Source organism: Nocardia sp. NRRL WC-3656 (assembly GCF_000720265.1).
GTDB lineage: Bacteria > Actinomycetota > Actinomycetes > Mycobacteriales > Mycobacteriaceae > Nocardia > Nocardia nova.
The window spans coordinates 1-14,350 of the sequence record NZ_JOJF01000020.1 but is presented as its reverse complement, the minus strand read 5'-3'; the positions used below and the strand labels follow the sequence as shown (position 1 = coordinate 14,350).

11 protein-coding genes, 4 tRNA genes and 7 pseudogenes are annotated in these 14,350 nt (G+C 65.0%); 6 read left to right on the top strand and 16 right to left on the bottom strand.

The features are described from left to right. Positions 1-137 precede the first annotated feature (137 nt). On the top strand, positions 138-905 hold the full coding sequence (locus IG65_RS0123920) for a helix-turn-helix transcriptional regulator (protein WP_030517189.1): 768 nt from the start codon (positions 138-140) through the stop codon (positions 903-905). 20 nt (positions 906-925) lie between these two features. Here IG65_RS0123920 and IG65_RS0123915 read toward each other — a convergent pair whose 3' ends face one another. The 4 genes from IG65_RS0123915 to IG65_RS0123900 all read right to left on the bottom strand — a co-directional run bounded on the left by IG65_RS0123915 (position 926) and on the right by IG65_RS0123900 (position 1,789). Then, complete coding sequence (locus IG65_RS0123915) at positions 926-1,384, bottom strand: SRPBCC family protein (RefSeq protein ID WP_030517188.1); 459 nt, start codon at positions 1,382-1,384, stop codon at positions 926-928. 146 nt (positions 1,385-1,530) lie between these two features. Then, positions 1,531-1,605 (bottom strand) — tRNA-Val (locus tag IG65_RS0123910). A gap of 17 nt (positions 1,606-1,622) precedes the next feature. Continuing rightward, positions 1,623-1,693: transfer RNA gene (locus IG65_RS0123905), tRNA-Cys, on the bottom strand. A 23-nt stretch (positions 1,694-1,716) separates the two neighbouring features. Further along, positions 1,717-1,789: transfer RNA gene (locus tag IG65_RS0123900), tRNA-Gly, on the bottom strand. A 511-nt stretch (positions 1,790-2,300) separates the two neighbouring features. Between IG65_RS0123900 and IG65_RS0123895 the strand changes: the two genes are divergently transcribed. Next, positions 2,301-2,372 (top strand) — tRNA-Val (locus tag IG65_RS0123895). 31 nt (positions 2,373-2,403) lie between these two features. Here IG65_RS0123895 and IG65_RS39845 read toward each other — a convergent pair. Next, on the bottom strand, positions 2,404-2,607 hold the full coding sequence (locus tag IG65_RS39845; RefSeq protein WP_369801583.1) for an excisionase family DNA-binding protein: 204 nt from the start codon (positions 2,605-2,607) through the stop codon (positions 2,404-2,406). A gap of 32 nt (positions 2,608-2,639) precedes the next feature. Here IG65_RS39845 and IG65_RS0123890 point away from each other — a divergent pair. Then, positions 2,640-2,849 (top strand): annotated as a pseudogene (locus IG65_RS0123890) (ATP-binding protein); the annotation flags it as partial. Here IG65_RS0123890 and IG65_RS37065 read toward each other — a convergent pair. Both IG65_RS37065 and IG65_RS35065 read right to left on the bottom strand, forming a co-directional pair. Continuing rightward, on the bottom strand, positions 2,806-3,999 hold the full coding sequence (locus IG65_RS37065) for an IS30 family transposase (protein WP_231509397.1): 1,194 nt from the start codon (positions 3,997-3,999) through the stop codon (positions 2,806-2,808). The pseudogene IG65_RS0123890 and the gene IG65_RS37065 overlap by 44 nt on opposite strands. A gap of 368 nt (positions 4,000-4,367) precedes the next feature. Continuing rightward, positions 4,368-5,617: pseudogene (locus tag IG65_RS35065) on the bottom strand (IS110 family transposase). A gap of 724 nt (positions 5,618-6,341) precedes the next feature. Here IG65_RS35065 and IG65_RS39840 point away from each other — a divergent pair. After that, positions 6,342-7,106: pseudogene (locus IG65_RS39840) on the top strand (hypothetical protein); the annotation flags it as partial. A 72-nt stretch (positions 7,107-7,178) separates the two neighbouring features. Here the strand turns inward: IG65_RS39840 and IG65_RS39270 are convergent. The 5 genes and pseudogenes from IG65_RS39270 to IG65_RS0123860 all read right to left on the bottom strand — a co-directional run bounded on the left by IG65_RS39270 (position 7,179) and on the right by IG65_RS0123860 (position 9,371). Next, entirely contained in the window at positions 7,179-8,225 is a 1,047-nt protein-coding gene (locus IG65_RS39270; protein ID WP_231509386.1) for a hypothetical protein, read from the bottom strand. 36 nt (positions 8,226-8,261) lie between these two features. Further along, positions 8,262-8,450: pseudogene (locus tag IG65_RS39835) on the bottom strand (zinc ribbon domain-containing protein); the annotation flags it as partial. Positions 8,451-8,556: 106 nt separating this feature from the next. Then, positions 8,557-8,919 (bottom strand): annotated as a pseudogene (locus IG65_RS39830) (recombinase family protein); the annotation flags it as partial. After that, positions 8,912-9,055: a hypothetical protein gene (locus IG65_RS37935; protein ID WP_156055748.1), complete on the bottom strand. Its 144-nt coding sequence runs from the start codon at positions 9,053-9,055 to the stop codon at positions 8,912-8,914. The pseudogene IG65_RS39830 and the gene IG65_RS37935, both read right to left, overlap by 8 nt. Continuing rightward, entirely contained in the window at positions 9,042-9,371 is a 330-nt protein-coding gene (locus IG65_RS0123860) for a hypothetical protein (RefSeq protein ID WP_156055747.1), read from the bottom strand. The genes IG65_RS37935 and IG65_RS0123860 overlap by 14 nt, the downstream gene beginning before the upstream one ends. Before the next feature lie 360 nt (positions 9,372-9,731). Here IG65_RS0123860 and IG65_RS39825 point away from each other — a divergent pair. Both IG65_RS39825 and IG65_RS39260 read left to right on the top strand, forming a co-directional pair. Beyond that, positions 9,732-9,995 (top strand): annotated as a pseudogene (locus IG65_RS39825) (RNA-directed DNA polymerase); the annotation flags it as partial. A 46-nt stretch (positions 9,996-10,041) separates the two neighbouring features. Continuing rightward, the gene (locus IG65_RS39260) at positions 10,042-10,317 is read left to right on the top strand and encodes a group II intron maturase-specific domain-containing protein (RefSeq protein WP_051756754.1); all 276 of its coding nucleotides are present in this window, start codon (positions 10,042-10,044) and stop codon (positions 10,315-10,317) included. Between the two features lie 226 nt (positions 10,318-10,543). On the opposite strand, the gene IG65_RS0123850 is transcribed toward IG65_RS39260, so the two are convergent. From IG65_RS0123850 to IG65_RS0123840, 4 genes and pseudogenes are all read right to left on the bottom strand, one after another. Next, positions 10,544-10,915 (bottom strand): DoxX family protein, encoded by a 372-nt coding sequence (locus tag IG65_RS0123850; RefSeq protein ID WP_030517182.1) that lies wholly within the window; start codon positions 10,913-10,915, stop codon positions 10,544-10,546. Positions 10,916-11,577: 662 nt separating this feature from the next. Further along, positions 11,578-12,062 (bottom strand): annotated as a pseudogene (locus IG65_RS39255) (transposase); the annotation flags it as partial. Positions 12,063-12,399: 337 nt separating this feature from the next. Continuing rightward, a complete protein-coding gene (gene istB, locus IG65_RS0123845; protein WP_030517181.1) occupies positions 12,400-13,188 on the bottom strand; it encodes an IS21-like element helper ATPase IstB in 789 nt (262 codons plus the stop codon). After that, complete coding sequence (locus IG65_RS0123840; RefSeq protein ID WP_197039905.1) at positions 13,188-14,237, bottom strand: DDE-type integrase/transposase/recombinase; 1,050 nt, start codon at positions 14,235-14,237, stop codon at positions 13,188-13,190. Before IG65_RS0123840 ends, istB begins: the two co-directional genes overlap by 1 nt. Positions 14,238-14,350 lie beyond the last annotated feature (113 nt).

The window sequence follows — 14,350 nt, the reverse complement described above, 5'->3', positions numbered from 1 at the left end:
ACCGGAACGGTAGTCAAGGTCGTGGAGCGAGGTCGCCCGCCGATTGCCGGCGGACCGTCCGCCCGCGGTCGTCGCGGACGTGCGCGGACGGCCACGATTCGGTGCGTACCGAAGTGTTGTCGCGGCAGACTCGAGTCATGACCGATCGCCGACCTCTCTACGGGTATTCCGATATCGCCGCTGTCGGCGCCCTGCTGGCCGACGCGACCCGGGCGCGCATGATGATCGGCCTGGCGGACGGGCGCGCGCTGCCGGCATCGGTGCTGGCCGCGGAGGCCGGCGTCGCGGCGTCCACGGCCAGCGAACACCTGGCCCGGCTGGTGGAGGGCGGACTGCTCACGGTCGAACGATCCGGCCGCCACCGGTACTACCGCATAGCGAATGCCCAGGTCGGCGCCGCGATCGAAGCGTTGGCAGTGCTGGCGCCGACGCGACCCGTGCGTTCACTGCGGGAATCCACCCGCGCGGCGGCGCTGCGCCGGGCGCGCAGTTGCTACGACCACCTGGCCGGGCGACTGGGCGTCGCGGTCACCGAGGCACTGCTCGAGCGGCAGGCGCTGACCCGCACCGACGGCGGCGCGGGAACCGCACGCGCACAGGGAGATCCGATCTCGGCGCCGATGACCGACCACCCGTATCGCCTGGGCCCGAATGCCGAGCCCCTGTTCGCCGAGCTGGGGGTGGATCTCGACGCCGCCCGTGACCGGCGCCGCCCCCTGCTGCGTTTCTGCGTCGACTGGAGCGAACAACGCCATCATCTGAGCGGTGCGCTCGGTGCCGCGGTACTGACCCGCATGGAATCGGCGGGCTGGGTGGAACGGCCGGGAACCCGCCGCACGCTGCGGCTGACCGACAGCGGAGCGCGGGTGCTGGATCGGGTGCTGGGCGTCGAATTCGCCGAATAGCGCGCGTCGAACCCGCCGGATCAGCCGTGCTCGACGGCGATCTTCATCCGGTTGAGGGTGGTGGCCATATCGTTGTGGTTGCGCCGTCCGCGCGCCCACCCGAGCGCCGTCCAGTACAGCCGCAGCGGCAGGATCGTCGAGAGCTCGAACGATTCGGTGACGTCGGTGCCGCCGTCGCGCTGTTCCAGCCGGTAGCCCCACCGGTTGATGCTCATCCCCTTGGGCCCGAGGACGGTGAAGGCGAATTCTCGTTCGGGCTCGCACACGTCGACCCGGCACGTGGTCCAGTAGACCGGCCCCACCTGATTGCGCCGCACGTGCCCCCGGAACTTCGCCCCCACCGCGGGACCCGTTGCGCCACCGAGCCATTCGGCCTCGAACGTCTCGGGACTGAATTCGCCGATCCGCGTGATATCGCTGACCAGCGCCCACACCTGCGCCGGCGACGCGGCCATGTGGACGGTTACCGAATCGCGCACGACATCTCTCCTTGCCGCTCGGCTGGTTGGGCCTCGACCGTATCCCAGGCGATGAGACGGCGGACACAGTCGTCCGCGAACTCGTTACGTCCGTGATGCGGATACAAGAAAGCCCCGGTCGAAACCGGGGCTGACCTGTTCTTCGTTGGTGCGCGATACTGGGATTGAACCAGTGACCTCTTCCGTGTCAGGGAAGCGCTCTCCCGCTGAGCTAATCGCGCGTGGTTCGCCTACTCAGAGGCGGCGACGGGAATCGAACCCGTGTGCACGGCTTTGCAGGCCGTTGCCTCACCACTCGGCCACACCGCCAACCAAGGCCGGGTTGGCCTTCGAGCGGATGACGGGATTCGAACCCGCGACCCTCACCTTGGCAAGGTGATGCGCTACCAACTGCGCTACATCCGCATGCTGCGTCTCCGGGGCTTTTCGGCCCCTTCCGGCTGCGAGAGAGAACATTAGCCCACAACCCGCACGGTCAACAAATCGCCTGGTAGATGGGGGTAAAAGTGAATAACACCGGTGTGTTTTCCGGGGTGGTTGCGCTCCGTCGGATGGCACCGGCTCGGTGGCGCCGGCGCGGCGCCCCGCCCGGCCGGCGCGCCAGGCGATCCCTGAGGCCACATCCGTCGCGGCGCCGGCTGGGGGGTGGTCGGGCCTTCGTTCCGTGGCGCGGAACACTGTAACCGCGGTCCGTTCGGACACGGCCCCGCCCGATCTCCCGCGATGCTTCACTCGGTGAAGGGGGGGCGACTACGCGCCGACCCAACCTCACGAGACCTTCTGCGCCCGTTCATGTTCCGTCCATCGCCGCTCGGCTGAAACACCCAGGTCAAGCCCCGATTTGGTGTGACACCGGGGATGCGTGTTAAGGTTCCTTCTCGTTCGGAACGGCACCCCAGCCGCTCCCGAAATCCGCGGTCCCATAGCTCAGCGGGAGAGCGCTCGCCTCACACGCGAGAGGTCGCTGGTTCGAAACCAGCTGGGACCACTTTATTTGTGCAGGCAGTCGTGGTTTTCGGTTATCCGGAGTCCGTTCGTGCAACTTGCGTGCAATAGGCTGTTCTTCGTGCCGCTCTCACCTGATGGGGCCACATGGCTTTGTCGATGTCTTCCGCGGCGATGCGGACCTGACCGCGAAATGTGTATGCGGGTAGCTGGCCGTCGGCGATCATCCGACGGATGGTGTCTCGACTGACGCTGGCGCGTTGAGCCGCTTCGGCGATGGAGATCTAGCGGCTCGGGGGAGTCGACGAGGAACGCCGTGTTCCTGGGCCCACCCGGAACAGGCAAAACCCACCTGGCCATCGGCTTGGCGTTCCGGGCGTGTCAGGCCGGGCATCGGGTCGCGTTCGCCACCGCGTCGGAATGGGTCTCACGCCTCGCTGAAGCTCATCACGCGGGCCGGCTGCAGGCCGAGCTGATCAAACTCGGCCGCTATCCACTGCTCGTAATCGACAAGGTCGGCGGCGGATTCGATCGATCGTCGCAACAGTGCTGGACCATCGTGTCAGTAGTTCGCTGAATGCCTGGGCCGGTGTGGTCCAGCCGAGAGTCTTGCGGGGCCGGTTGTTGAGGAGGTGCTCCACGCGGCGCAGGTCGTCTGCCGTGTAGGTGCGCAGATCCGCACGCTTCGGAAAATATTGGCGCAGAAGACCATTCGTATTCTCATTGGTTCCGCGCTGCCACGGACTGCCCGGATAGGCAAAATACACGCCCTCCTCGAATACCCCGGCGAGCAGGTCGTGGCGTGCCATCTCAACACCTTGGTCCCAGGTCAGGGTGCGCCGCGCGACCGGCGGCAGGTCGGCCACTGCGGCGGTGAGCGCGGCAGCGAAGTCTTCGCCGCTGCGTCGCTCGGGCACGCGAACGAGCCGAACGTACCGGGTGGTGCGATCGACAAGAGTGCCTATGGCGGACTGGCCTTGCCGGCCGAGGATCAGGTCCCCCTCGAAGTCGCCGATCCGCTGACGAGCCGACGCCGCCACCGGACGCTCATCGATCATGCGCGAATACGCGCTGAACCGCGGCCTCCGGCTGCGGGCGTTGCGTCGTCTCATGCGCAGACCTCGGCCAGTGCGCAGATTGCGCGCCAGATCCCTTGTCAGGCCACGACTTCCGCCGAAATAGAGGCCCTGATAGATGGTCTCGTGGCAGACATGCCAGTGCAGTTGGTCAGGGTATTCGGTGCGCAGCCATCCCGCGATCTGCTCTGGGCTCCACTGCAACAGCAGCTTGGCCTGCACCATTGTCCGCAGTTGTTCATCGCGGGCGAAAACGGTGCGGCGCACACGCCGAGCGTGCTCCCGGGCGCGGGCATGCGCCGACCCAGCGTCGTAGACACCGCCGTCTCCGTCGCGCACGTTCCGCCGCAGCTCGCGCGAGATCGTCGAAGGGGCCCTACCCAACCGTCGCCCAATCTCGCGGACACCGCATCCTTGCTCGCGCAGCACCGCGATGCGTTCGCGTTCGAACAGTGACAGGAAGCGGGACGAGCGCAAATCCTCACGAAGGACAGTCGGAGGCAGACCTCCACGCTGAGATCGCCAGTAGTACCTCGTGGTTCGGCCGATCCCGAGCCGTCGACACGCCTCGACTGTGCCGACACCGGCCGTCATCAACTTCCAGTACTCATCCTCCAGAGCCAGTCGACGCTTGCGGCCCGGTCGTCCCATCTCCACCCAATTCTTCTAGCAGGGGTGTTGCGACGAATCCTCGAACCCACGTCCGTCAGATGGTCCGGATTGGGGCTCTGGCACAGACTTCGTTTGCGCCGTGAGGCGCTGTGTTTCGAGTGGAGGTGATAAGACCTCCACCGCTGGCCTGTCGTAGCAGGTCGGTGGAGTTGAGGGCAGCCTGATCCGGGTGGTGCCGGGGAGGGTGGGAGCAGCCCTGACAAAGCCGGGACGGGCCAGTATCGCCAGATGGTGTGGGTCCGGCAAGCAAGACGGGAAGGTGCACGCGAGACCTCCGATGGTCTTAGAAGTCAAACGGCGGCTCCCTCTGGAGCGTGGGTGACTGGGCGGCCGAAAGCTTTGACCGGATCGAACAACTCACGGGATTGGAGGCAGTGATGGAGCTGGCCGAGCATCTTGTTGAACAAGTGACGCAGTGCTGCTGCGTGCCGGTCTCCGTGGGCTCGGCGGCGTTGGTAGTGCCCGCGTGCGGGGGCGTATCGGGCCGCAGCTGCGAAAGCCCAGACCCAGCCGGCGGCTGCGAGGCGGTCGTTCTTGATGCGGCGGTAGGTGATGGAGATCGATTTGCCGGATGCGCGAGTGACCGGTGCGGATCCGGCGTAGGCCTTCAATGCCCGGTCAGTGGCGAATTTGGTTCTGTCGTCCCCGATCTCGGCCAGGACCCGGGCGCCGGTGAGGTCGGCCAGACCGGGAAAACTGGTGATGATCGCGTAGTCGGGATGCTTGCGGAACTCCTCGGCCGCTGCCTGTTCCAGGTCATCAGCACCGATGCAAGCGGTGTCCAGGGCAGCCAGAAGCACCAGGGCCTGGCGGCCGAGTGCTTTTTCCACCAGCTCGGACTGACGCAACTGCGGGTTCCGCAGCCCGTCGAGGATTTCCGCGGCCAGGGCGTCGATGCCGCGTTGGCGACCGGCGCGGCGCAACGCGGCCGCGATGCGGGTTCTGGTGAGCTTGGCGACGTGCGCCGGGGTGGGAACGATGGCCAGCACGGCACGGGCCTCGGGTTTGGCAAGGTTGGTGGCGGACTTGCCCGCGAACACCGCCAGGAACGCCGGGAAGTATTCGCGCAGCAGCGACCTCAGCTCGTTGCTGGCCTTGGTGCGTCGCCAGACCGCGTCCTGCTGTGCACGCGCGAGGACCGAAATAGCTTGGGCGCGTTCGCTGTCGGCAGACATCCAGCGGTGCAGGTGCGTGTCGACGCGCAGGATGTTGGCCAAGGTCATCGCGTCGGCGTGGTCGGACTTGGCCCGTGCCACCGAGTGGCGTTCGCGGTAACGGGCCACGGCCATCGGGTTGATCGCGTAGACCGGCCGCCCGCAGGCGCGCAGCGCGGCGACCATCAGCCCGCGTGGGGTTTCGATCGCGACCGGGATCGGGTCGTGCTCGGTGTCACCGGCTCCGGCCAGCAGTTGGGTCAGCTCAGCGAAACCCGCCGGATCGTCGCCGATCCGCGCTTCTTCGCAACGAGTTTGCCATCAGGGTCGACGACGGCGACGTCGTGATGCCCCTCGGCCCAGTCCACGCCGCAGTAGTTGCTCAATCTGGTCCTCCATCAGGTGTTTCGTGGTGGTTCTTGTCCCTGGCGGAAACGCGCAGCGCCCTACTTACGAGCCTCGATGGGCTGGCCTCCGATGAGCTGTTCGCGATCCCAGCTCACCCGCACGGCGCCGGTCTTTGCCAGAGCTCGAAGCTCACGATTGACGGGGCGTCTGGTCGTGCGGGAGGGCTCGAACCACGAGCTATCCCAGTCGAATACGACGGCCGGGCAGGGCCGACACACCGTGCCGCTGCCCTGCCCGGCCAATACCACAAGGACTCCGAAGCCCTCGAGGTGTGCAGGGGCCGATCCGGCGGCCTCGCCGGCCACCGCCGCATGCCTCAGAGAACTTCACGTCCGAGGTGAACACAAGCGGTCGATGGTCGGCGAGTCGATCGTTTCGGCCGTGGCGCTCGCTGCCTTGCAGGAGGACTCGAGGGTCCCAGGAGCAGCTAGGAGTCGCCTCGGCCGAACCGAGCAACGATCACCAAGTCGGGATCGGCGCCGAGTCTCGCGTCAGACCTCGCAGGCCAAGGAACCAGAAGACATCCGAACTGACAAAGCAACCGTTACCAACTAAGTAGGAACCAGCGCTGTTACGTCCCTTTATGTGCCGCCTGCTCGAACCTGGCGGATATGGGCAGGAAGCGGTGCGCACCTACCGCTTTCGTAGTGGCCGGGGAACTCCTGGATCGGTTTACGAAAGCCGGTCCGGAGGCCACGGGGAATGTCTACGGCGTACTCGTGGCGATGCCGCAGGGACACAGCTGGGCTCCTACTTCGTCGAGCGAAACACAGTGAACACGGGAACCACCCGGTCAGATTCCCCAGCGACGCGGCAATCCGGTTGCGCTGCTTGGGGATAGACGCACCGACAGTCGAACAGGCCGGGTGGGGCGGAGTCGCCGTAGTAGTCCGAGGCCGGGAAAGCCGGTCACATGGCGAAGGGCGGCAGCGGTTTCGAGAAAGGAAGGATGCTGCAATGCCGAAAGACGCGCCACCGAACGGTGACGCCGCGTTGGTGGACCCTGCGGGGCCTCGCCGGCGGGTATCGGAGATGCAGGCCAAGCTTCACCGTTGGGCGGCGGCCGATCCAGGTCGCCGGTTCGATGACCTGTTCAATTTCGTGCACGACCCGGCCACGCTGCTCTTGGCGTTCGACCGGGTCGCGGGCAACCACGGAGCCCGCACTCCCGGCGTCGATGGCGTGACCGTCACCGACGTTGATGAGCGCATCGGTGTTCCGGGGTTCCTGAACGATCTTCGGACCTCGTTGAGAGACGGGGCTTTTCGGCCGTTGCCGGTGCGGGAACGCAAGATTCCCAAACCGGGAGGGTCGGGGAAGGTTCGGCGTCTCGGGATTCCGACGGTGACCGACCGGGTTGTTCAGGCCGCTTTGAAGCTGGTGCTGGAACCGATTTTCGAGGCCGATTTCGAGCCGGTCTCCTACGGGTTCCGGCCCAACCGGCGGGCTCAGGACGCGATCGCCGAGATCCACTATTACGGCACCCGCGGCTACAGGTGGGTGCTGGATGCGGATATCGAGGCGTGTTTGGATGCATGGTCATACTGCTCCTTCACTGATTGTTGGTGTTTCAAACAGGGTGTCTTGTGGGGTGGAAACGTTGATGCGCAGGCCTTTTCGGCGTCCGGTGCGGGTGAGGACGGCTTTGAGTTCGCCGCGCTTGACCTTCTGCAAGACGGTTTGGCGGAAGACGCCGAGGGCGCGGCTGGCGTGGTGCAGGGCGAGCCAGCCGTCGGGGGAGTCGTTGACGAGCATGCCGCGCAGTTCGTCGGTGAGCCGAATCCGCCACGGTGCGCCGGGGGTGATCTGCTCGCCGGCGACGAACCCGTCGTTGAGCCAGCGCAGCAGGGTTGAGGCGGCGATGCCGAGTTGTTTGGCGGCGGCGGACACGGTGAATAATTCTCCTGTCCCGCTTGGTGTTTCGACAGATGTTCGGTAGCAGGGGATCTTGTGGTGTTGGCGCAGTGACTGCACTCTACTGGCGGTGAACGACAATCCCCGAGCGGTGCGGCGGCCTTGCCGGTTGAGGATCCCGGCGATCTTCGCGTCGGGATAGAGGGCGGCCAGGCGGCGTAGCAAGGCGATGGTGTCCTCATCGGTGCGGATATTCGGCTGGGGGCGCCGCAGCGGCACCGTCAGTTCGGTGAGGGTGCCGCCCTTGTATCGCAGCAGCAGATCAGCGTGCGGCTCCTCGGCGGTGCGGTAAACACTGATCTGGACTTCTTCGAGCAGTGTGCGCAGCAGTTGTTTGCGGTCGCGGTCGGTGGTCGTCGGCGCCGACCAGACACTGCCGGGATCGTCGGCGAGCGCGAGGATCGCTTGTTCCTCGTGCGGTGCAAGGGTTTTCGGTCGCTTCATTTCGCGGCGGGTGAGTTCGGTTTCAGCATCGGCGACCGCTTGCAGAGCGATGTTCCATTCGGTTTCCAGCCCGCGGGCCACCAGGCGGTTGTCCGGATCGACAGCACGGTAACGGCGTTCGGCTTTCAACGCGATGTAGCAGGCCTGTTCGACCTGGCGTCGGTACTGGTCCAGGGCGGTGTCGTAGCCGGTCTCGAGCTGGTCAGCGGCGGTGAGAGCGGCCTGCACCGCTGCCGGTGTCACCGCGGTCAGGAACGCCTCGGCGACGGCGGAGTCGATGGCTTGCCCGCCGACGTTCATATGCCGCGACCCACGGCCCTCGACCAGCTCGGCTGAGCCGTGGCAGTAGTAGTTCGGCACCGATTTCGCCGGGCCGCGGTAGAACACGGCGAGTTTGCGGCCGCAGTCGCCGCAGGTGGCCAGGCCCTGCAGCAGCGCGGAGCCCTCCCTCACCGCGCCGGTGCCGGGCTTTCTGGCCTCGGGTCGGATGTTGGTGTCGGCCCTTCATGCCCAGCAACATACGATCGTTGAACAGCCCTGGGTGGTAGACGCCGTCGGCGTCGGCGACCAGGGTGTCGCAGGTTCCGGCCAAATCCAGCAGCCGATACCAGGCGGCATTGTCACGCGCCAGCCGCGATACCTCCAACGCCAGCACAATCCCGACCTGCCCCAGGGCGATATCGGCCACCAACGACTCGAACCCGTCACGCTGCCCGAGCACCGACCCGGACACGCCCAGGTCGGCGTCGACTACCCGGACCTGCTCGCGCGGCCAGCCCAGCGCGACGGCCCGTTCACGCAGGTCATACTGGCGGGCGGTGGACTCGCCGTTACGTTCCAACTGGGCCAGTGTCGACTGACGCACATACACGACCGCAGATCGGACACGATGTGACGCAGTGATTTTCGTGTGTTCACTCATCGCAGGTCACCGCCTGCGTCGCGGTCGCCGCTTTCACGATCAGCCGTGCCAGCAGCCGAACCGCCTCGGCCACACTGTCCTCGGGAAGCTCGGCGGTCACCTGCTGCGGCGGCGTCGGTATCTCAGTCGCCAGCAAACTGAGCTGAACAGGCTGCATTCTGGTCCTCCTCGCACGTCGATTGCGAGGCACCCTGCTCCCCGGCCTGGCCAACCAGTGCCGAAATCAGCACCGTCAACGCCGAAAAGTCCTCGACCCCACCCAAGGTCGTCACCGTGCCGGCATAAATGGGGTCCTCACCGGCATCGGCGTCGGTCCACACCTGCGGGATCAACCGCTTACGCCCATCCGCCAGCACCACTAGCAGATCAATCCGCCCCTGCCGGCGGCGCCACCGCCGCAGGACCCGAACCTGCTGCCCCTCCAACGGATCACGGCTCCGTGTGACGGTCACGCACTCTTGTTGGTTATCGCCGTAGGTAGTGTGTCGAGCGCTCGTTCGACGAGCTGGCCCACTCCGCGATCATGGAGCGGGTCCGCACACGCATCGTCGATAAACGTGTCCTGGCGCTGATCAAGGCGTTCCTGAAGGCGGGCATCATGTCCGGCGACGGGACGGTCAGCAACTCCGACACGGGCACGCCCCAGGGCGGCATACTCTCACCGCTTGCTGGCCAATATCGCTCTAACGGTGTTGGACGCGCATTTCGTCGCGAAATGGGAGGCACACACGACTCCCTATCAGCGCGAGGCGCACCGCAAACGCGGCGGTGCCACCTATCGAATCGTCCGCTACGCAGACGATTTCGTGATCATGGTGGCCGGGACCGAAGCGCACGCGGAAGCGCTATGGGACGAGGTCGCGCAGGTGATCGACCCGTTGGGGCTGCGCCCGTCGGTCGAGAAGTCCCGGGTATGTCACCTGGACGAGGGGTTCGACTTCCTGGGGTTCCGCATCCAGCGGCGCCGGAAGAAGGGAACCGCCAAGATGAGTGTCTACACCTATCCGTCGAAGAAGGCTCTGGCCTCGATCATGGCGAAGGTGCGGGCACTGACGAAGAAGGCACGTCATCACGGCCTCGCTGACCTTCTCGGACGCCTCAACCCGGTGCTTCGAGGATGGTGTGTATTTCCGCCACGGGGTGTCGAAAGCGACGTTCGGGTATCTCGATGCCTTCACCTGGCATCGGGTCACTCAATGGTTGCTCAAGCGGCACAAGCGAATCACGTGGTCGGAGCTCTACCGGTGGTTTCTGACCGGCAGGCCAGGCAACCGTCCGGCAGCAGACGGGATCGTCATGCTCGACACCACCACCGTCGCGGTCACCCGCTATCGGTGGTGGGCGAACAACATCCCCACACCATGGTCGGGCACCGCGGGAACCACGGTTCCCGCATAGCAGTGGCAGTCCGTGGAACGCCGGATGCGCTGAGAGTCGCGGAGGGCGGACCAGGGAAACGGACCAGGTGCAATCGTGACACCGCCACAATCCGACCCCTACGGGCTGGCGTTGGGAACCGAAAACAGTGTACCTGCAACTGCTCTCGATTCCCGACTGCTTCGACGGTCCGGATGCGCCGGAGAGCGTCGCACGGTAGTGCCTACTTCAATGTTCAAGGCCTCCGTTACCAGCCATATGGTCCGAATCTCCCCCATGCGATCACCGCAGCCACCAGGAACATGACTGACACGATCGCGACCCCCGAAGCCTCGCGGCGGCGAAGGTGGAGAATTGCGGCCAGCACCGCGAAGACCATCAGCCCCACTGCCGCAATGGGCGTCAAGACAGAGGCAATTCTGGTGGCGGCCGGCCCTATTAGACCCGCTGCGCCGATGACCTCTACCGCTGCGATGGACCGGATGCTCCCTTTGGAAACGTTTTGCATCCAGGGATACGTGTTGACCAGCTTATCTCTCGGTTGTACAAGCTTGCTGATGCCGGACATGACCATCAGTGAGGCGAGACAACCCTGAAGGACCCACAAGAACGTGTTCATGTAACGCTTTCTGTCTATTATTTCCGATACGCCAGGACATCTGAACGGGCGCAAACCGAGAGCTGCCGACCGGTGGACGGCCGCAAACGCTGTTCGGACTGGGTTCTGTTTCCTTTCTTCTCGGGGACGATGTCGGCGAGTCCGAAAGCCAACACGGTGACCGGCCGGTGTCGTCTCTCGGCAAGCGAGCCCGAACTCGGGTTCGACTTGGTCACTACAACCGACGAAACAGCTCCCCGAAATGTCAGGCGGGTCGATGCGGGATGGACGACCGGCGAAGCAGCGGGTGCATGGAAACGCGGCTGAGCCACAGCTCGCTCTGGACGGTTACGGCGCGGAGCGTTGAATGCTCCAGCTAAGGACAACGGGCGAGTGGTGTTGTCGGCGCTGGCCAGCGTGCTCGGCCCACGCCCAGGTCGTTCGGGGCGTGGGCCGAGCGCGGCAGGCAGACACTGTGAGGTGCAATCTTCGCGCTGATATTGAGCAGCTCAAACTGTTCGTTCCATTGCGGCGCGGGGTTTCGGCAACCCGGCAGCCGCGCAAGGTGCGTGGCGCGGCGGACTGGAGCCGGGTCACGGTCGCCGCTGTCAGCCCACCTTCCTGGCTTGCCCCGAATGACAGTCCGTTTTCCGAGGCAAAGAGAACACTAGGGCAAGCTTCGGGGCCGGTAGTTCGGCGGCGATGAATCGGTAGCTGACAGCCGGGTCGTCGGCGTGGAGGTCGAGTGCGGCGTTGATCAATGGATGTCGTCCCAATCCCGTTGCGAGACAGAGCATTTCTTTCCAATTGTAGAATGCTGGGTGGAGAATTCGAGTACCCGGTAGGTCGCCGCGAAGGGATTCCGTCAGCGGCCGGGTCTCCGACCAGCGGGTAGCTCATTGTGGGTTGACGTCACGTGCGCCGCAGGCGACCGCGCACCGCATGACCTCGGCTTCTTGTTCCAGCTGCCGGATCCGTTTACGTGCTTCGCGCAACTTCGCGGGTGGCGCCGGGCTGATGTCCGTCTTCGATATCTGCTTGTTTGAGCCAGTTCTTCACACAGCTTTGCGAGATCCCGAAATCCTTGGCGATCTGGGTCAATGAGATCTTGCCCTCACGGCGACTGCGGCCACTTCGTGGCGGACCTCTGGGGATACGGCTTCGGCATGGTGAGCATTCTTCCAGCGAGGCGGATCCTCACAGGTCAGGAGCCAATCAAACAGGCGCAGTCGCCCGCGCCCGCAAACCGATGTGCCCAACCGTTCTACGACCGATATCACCAGCCACACCGGATCGCCGCCCCTCAATCATTTCCTGATATCCGAAGCCAACAAGAACTGCTGATTATGATATATCTGACGAAAACTTTTGGCCATCAACACATCCTCACCCACCAAATTTCATACCTGTCGGCACAACCAACCAGCATTCCGGGGTGGTGTCAGCGCTCTTTGAATATCGGGCCGGGTGCGCTCTTGGAAGATCGGCCACTTGATGGTTGATGGTTAGTCTGCCGTGCCGTCGCTGCGATGGCTTGGCAGTGTGTCGATTTCAGTGTTTCTGAGTCGGTAGCTGTTGCCTTTCAGGGTGAGGACGTCGGCGTGGTGGACGATGCGGTCGATCATCGCGGCGGCCACAACGTGGTCGCTGAACACGTCTCCCCAGCGGGAAAACGGCAGGTTGGAGGTCAATATCAGCGATGAGTGTTCGTAGCGGCTGGACACCAACTGGAAGAACAGGTTGGCCGCGTCCTGCTCGAATGGGATGTAGCCGACCTCATCGACGATCAAAACGCTGTAGCGGCGCAGCTTGGCCAGCTCGGCGGCCAAGCGGCCGTGCTGGTGAGCGGCCTGCAGGCGGGCGACCCACTCGACCGCGGTAGCGAACAACACGCGATGGCCGTGGTGCGCGGCGGCGATGCCGAGGCCGATCGACAGGTGCGTTTTGCCGGTGCCGGGCGGGCCGAGTAGCACCACGTTCTGTGCTTTGTCGATGAACGCGCCGGTCGACAGGTGCGCGATGGTGTCGCGTTTGAGGGCGGGTTGGTGGTCGAAGTTGAACTCCTCGATGCCTTTTCGTGCGGGGAAACCCGCGCCGCGGATCCGCATCTCGGCCCCGGAGGACTCTCGTGAGGACACTTCCCGTGACAGCACCGCGGCCAGGTATTCCTCATGGCTCCATCCCGAATCACGGGCTTGCTCGGCCAGCCGGGCGGCGCTGTCGCGGATCCTGGGCGCTTTCAACGCGTTCGCGTAGTACTCGATCTGTTTGATCGTGTCTTTCGGTGCGGCCATCACGCGACCCCTTCACCGTCGAAATCGACACCGAAACGTGCATCGTAGTCTGCGAGATTGCGCACCAAACCGGCCTCGTCGTCACTGGAATCGGTTGCCGGCGTGGAGTGTTGGAACGTCGACCGCAGTCGTGCCGCGGTCTCGACATGGCCGGGATCGGTGATTGTCCGGTGCCGGGTCCAGGCCCGCGGATGCGTCGCGACCAGGGCGCCGTCGCAGCGGGCGGTGACCGTGTCGAGATCGGCATGGACATCGACCATTCGTCCGATCACGGTCGGGTCGATCGAGTAGTCGTTGCTCAACACCCTCAGGTAGTAGTCACGCGGCAACCGTGTCTTGGCGGTGAACCCGACCGGCGGCGGGATCGGCGGCAGCTGGTGCATCGCCGCGCGATCGGCCTCGATCAACTCGTTCGGGATCGCGTCGAGGCTGCGGACCCGCCGGGAGTTGGCCTTGACCAGCCACTCCTGCAACTGGGAGTTGAAATCGGCCGGCGAGACGAAGCTGCGTCCAGGCAGGAACGAGGTCTCGAAATAGCCGTTCATCCGCTCGACGATGCCCTTGGACTCCGGATCATAAGGCGGCAACTGCACAACCTTGGTGGCCAGTATCCCGGTGAACGACACCACCGCCGCGACCAGCCGGCCACTGCGCCCGATTCCGGATTCGTTGTCCCACAGCAATCGTCGCGGCACCGCACCCAGCTGACCGTCCAGCAGTGACCACATGCCCGCGACCAGATCCGGCGTGGTCCGGGTCGGGATCATCCGCGCGGTCACGAACCGGGAGAACGACGCAACCACCACCAACACCGGTGGCGAATCAACCTGACCGGCCCCCAGCGGAACGTCCACCGGCGGGAACCACAGATCGCACTGAGCCTGATCACCGGGCCGATACGACAGCCGGTCGGCCGGATCCTTCGGCGCATACTCCGGCCGCAGCCCGGCGATCTTCTTGCGCCACCACGACTGCGACCCCGACCAGCCCACCCGTTCGGCGATCACCGACGCCGGCATACTCGGGAACTGCGCCAACAACTCCCGCACATACGGCTCGAACGGAGGTCAAGTCCAATTGCGTGGTGTATCGGGGTGATTGCCGCGTGATCCTGGTCGGTCAGGCGGTCAGTGCTGGGGTGTCCTCCTGTTCGCTGGGGTCG

Excerpts from the sequence above, each read along its gene's own strand:
- IG65_RS37065 (WP_231509397.1), bottom strand. The coding sequence starts at position 3,999 with ATGACGGCCGGTGTCGGCACAGTCGAGGCGTGTCGACGGCTCGGGATC.
- IG65_RS0123850 (WP_030517182.1), bottom strand. The coding sequence starts at position 10,915 with ATGAACACGTTCTTGTGGGTCCTTCAGGGTTGTCTCGCCTCACTGATG.
- istB (WP_030517181.1), bottom strand. The coding sequence starts at position 13,188 with ATGGCCGCACCGAAAGACACGATCAAACAGATCGAGTACTACGCGAAC.
- IG65_RS0123920 (WP_030517189.1), top strand. The coding sequence starts at position 138 with ATGACCGATCGCCGACCTCTCTACGGGTATTCCGATATCGCCGCTGTC.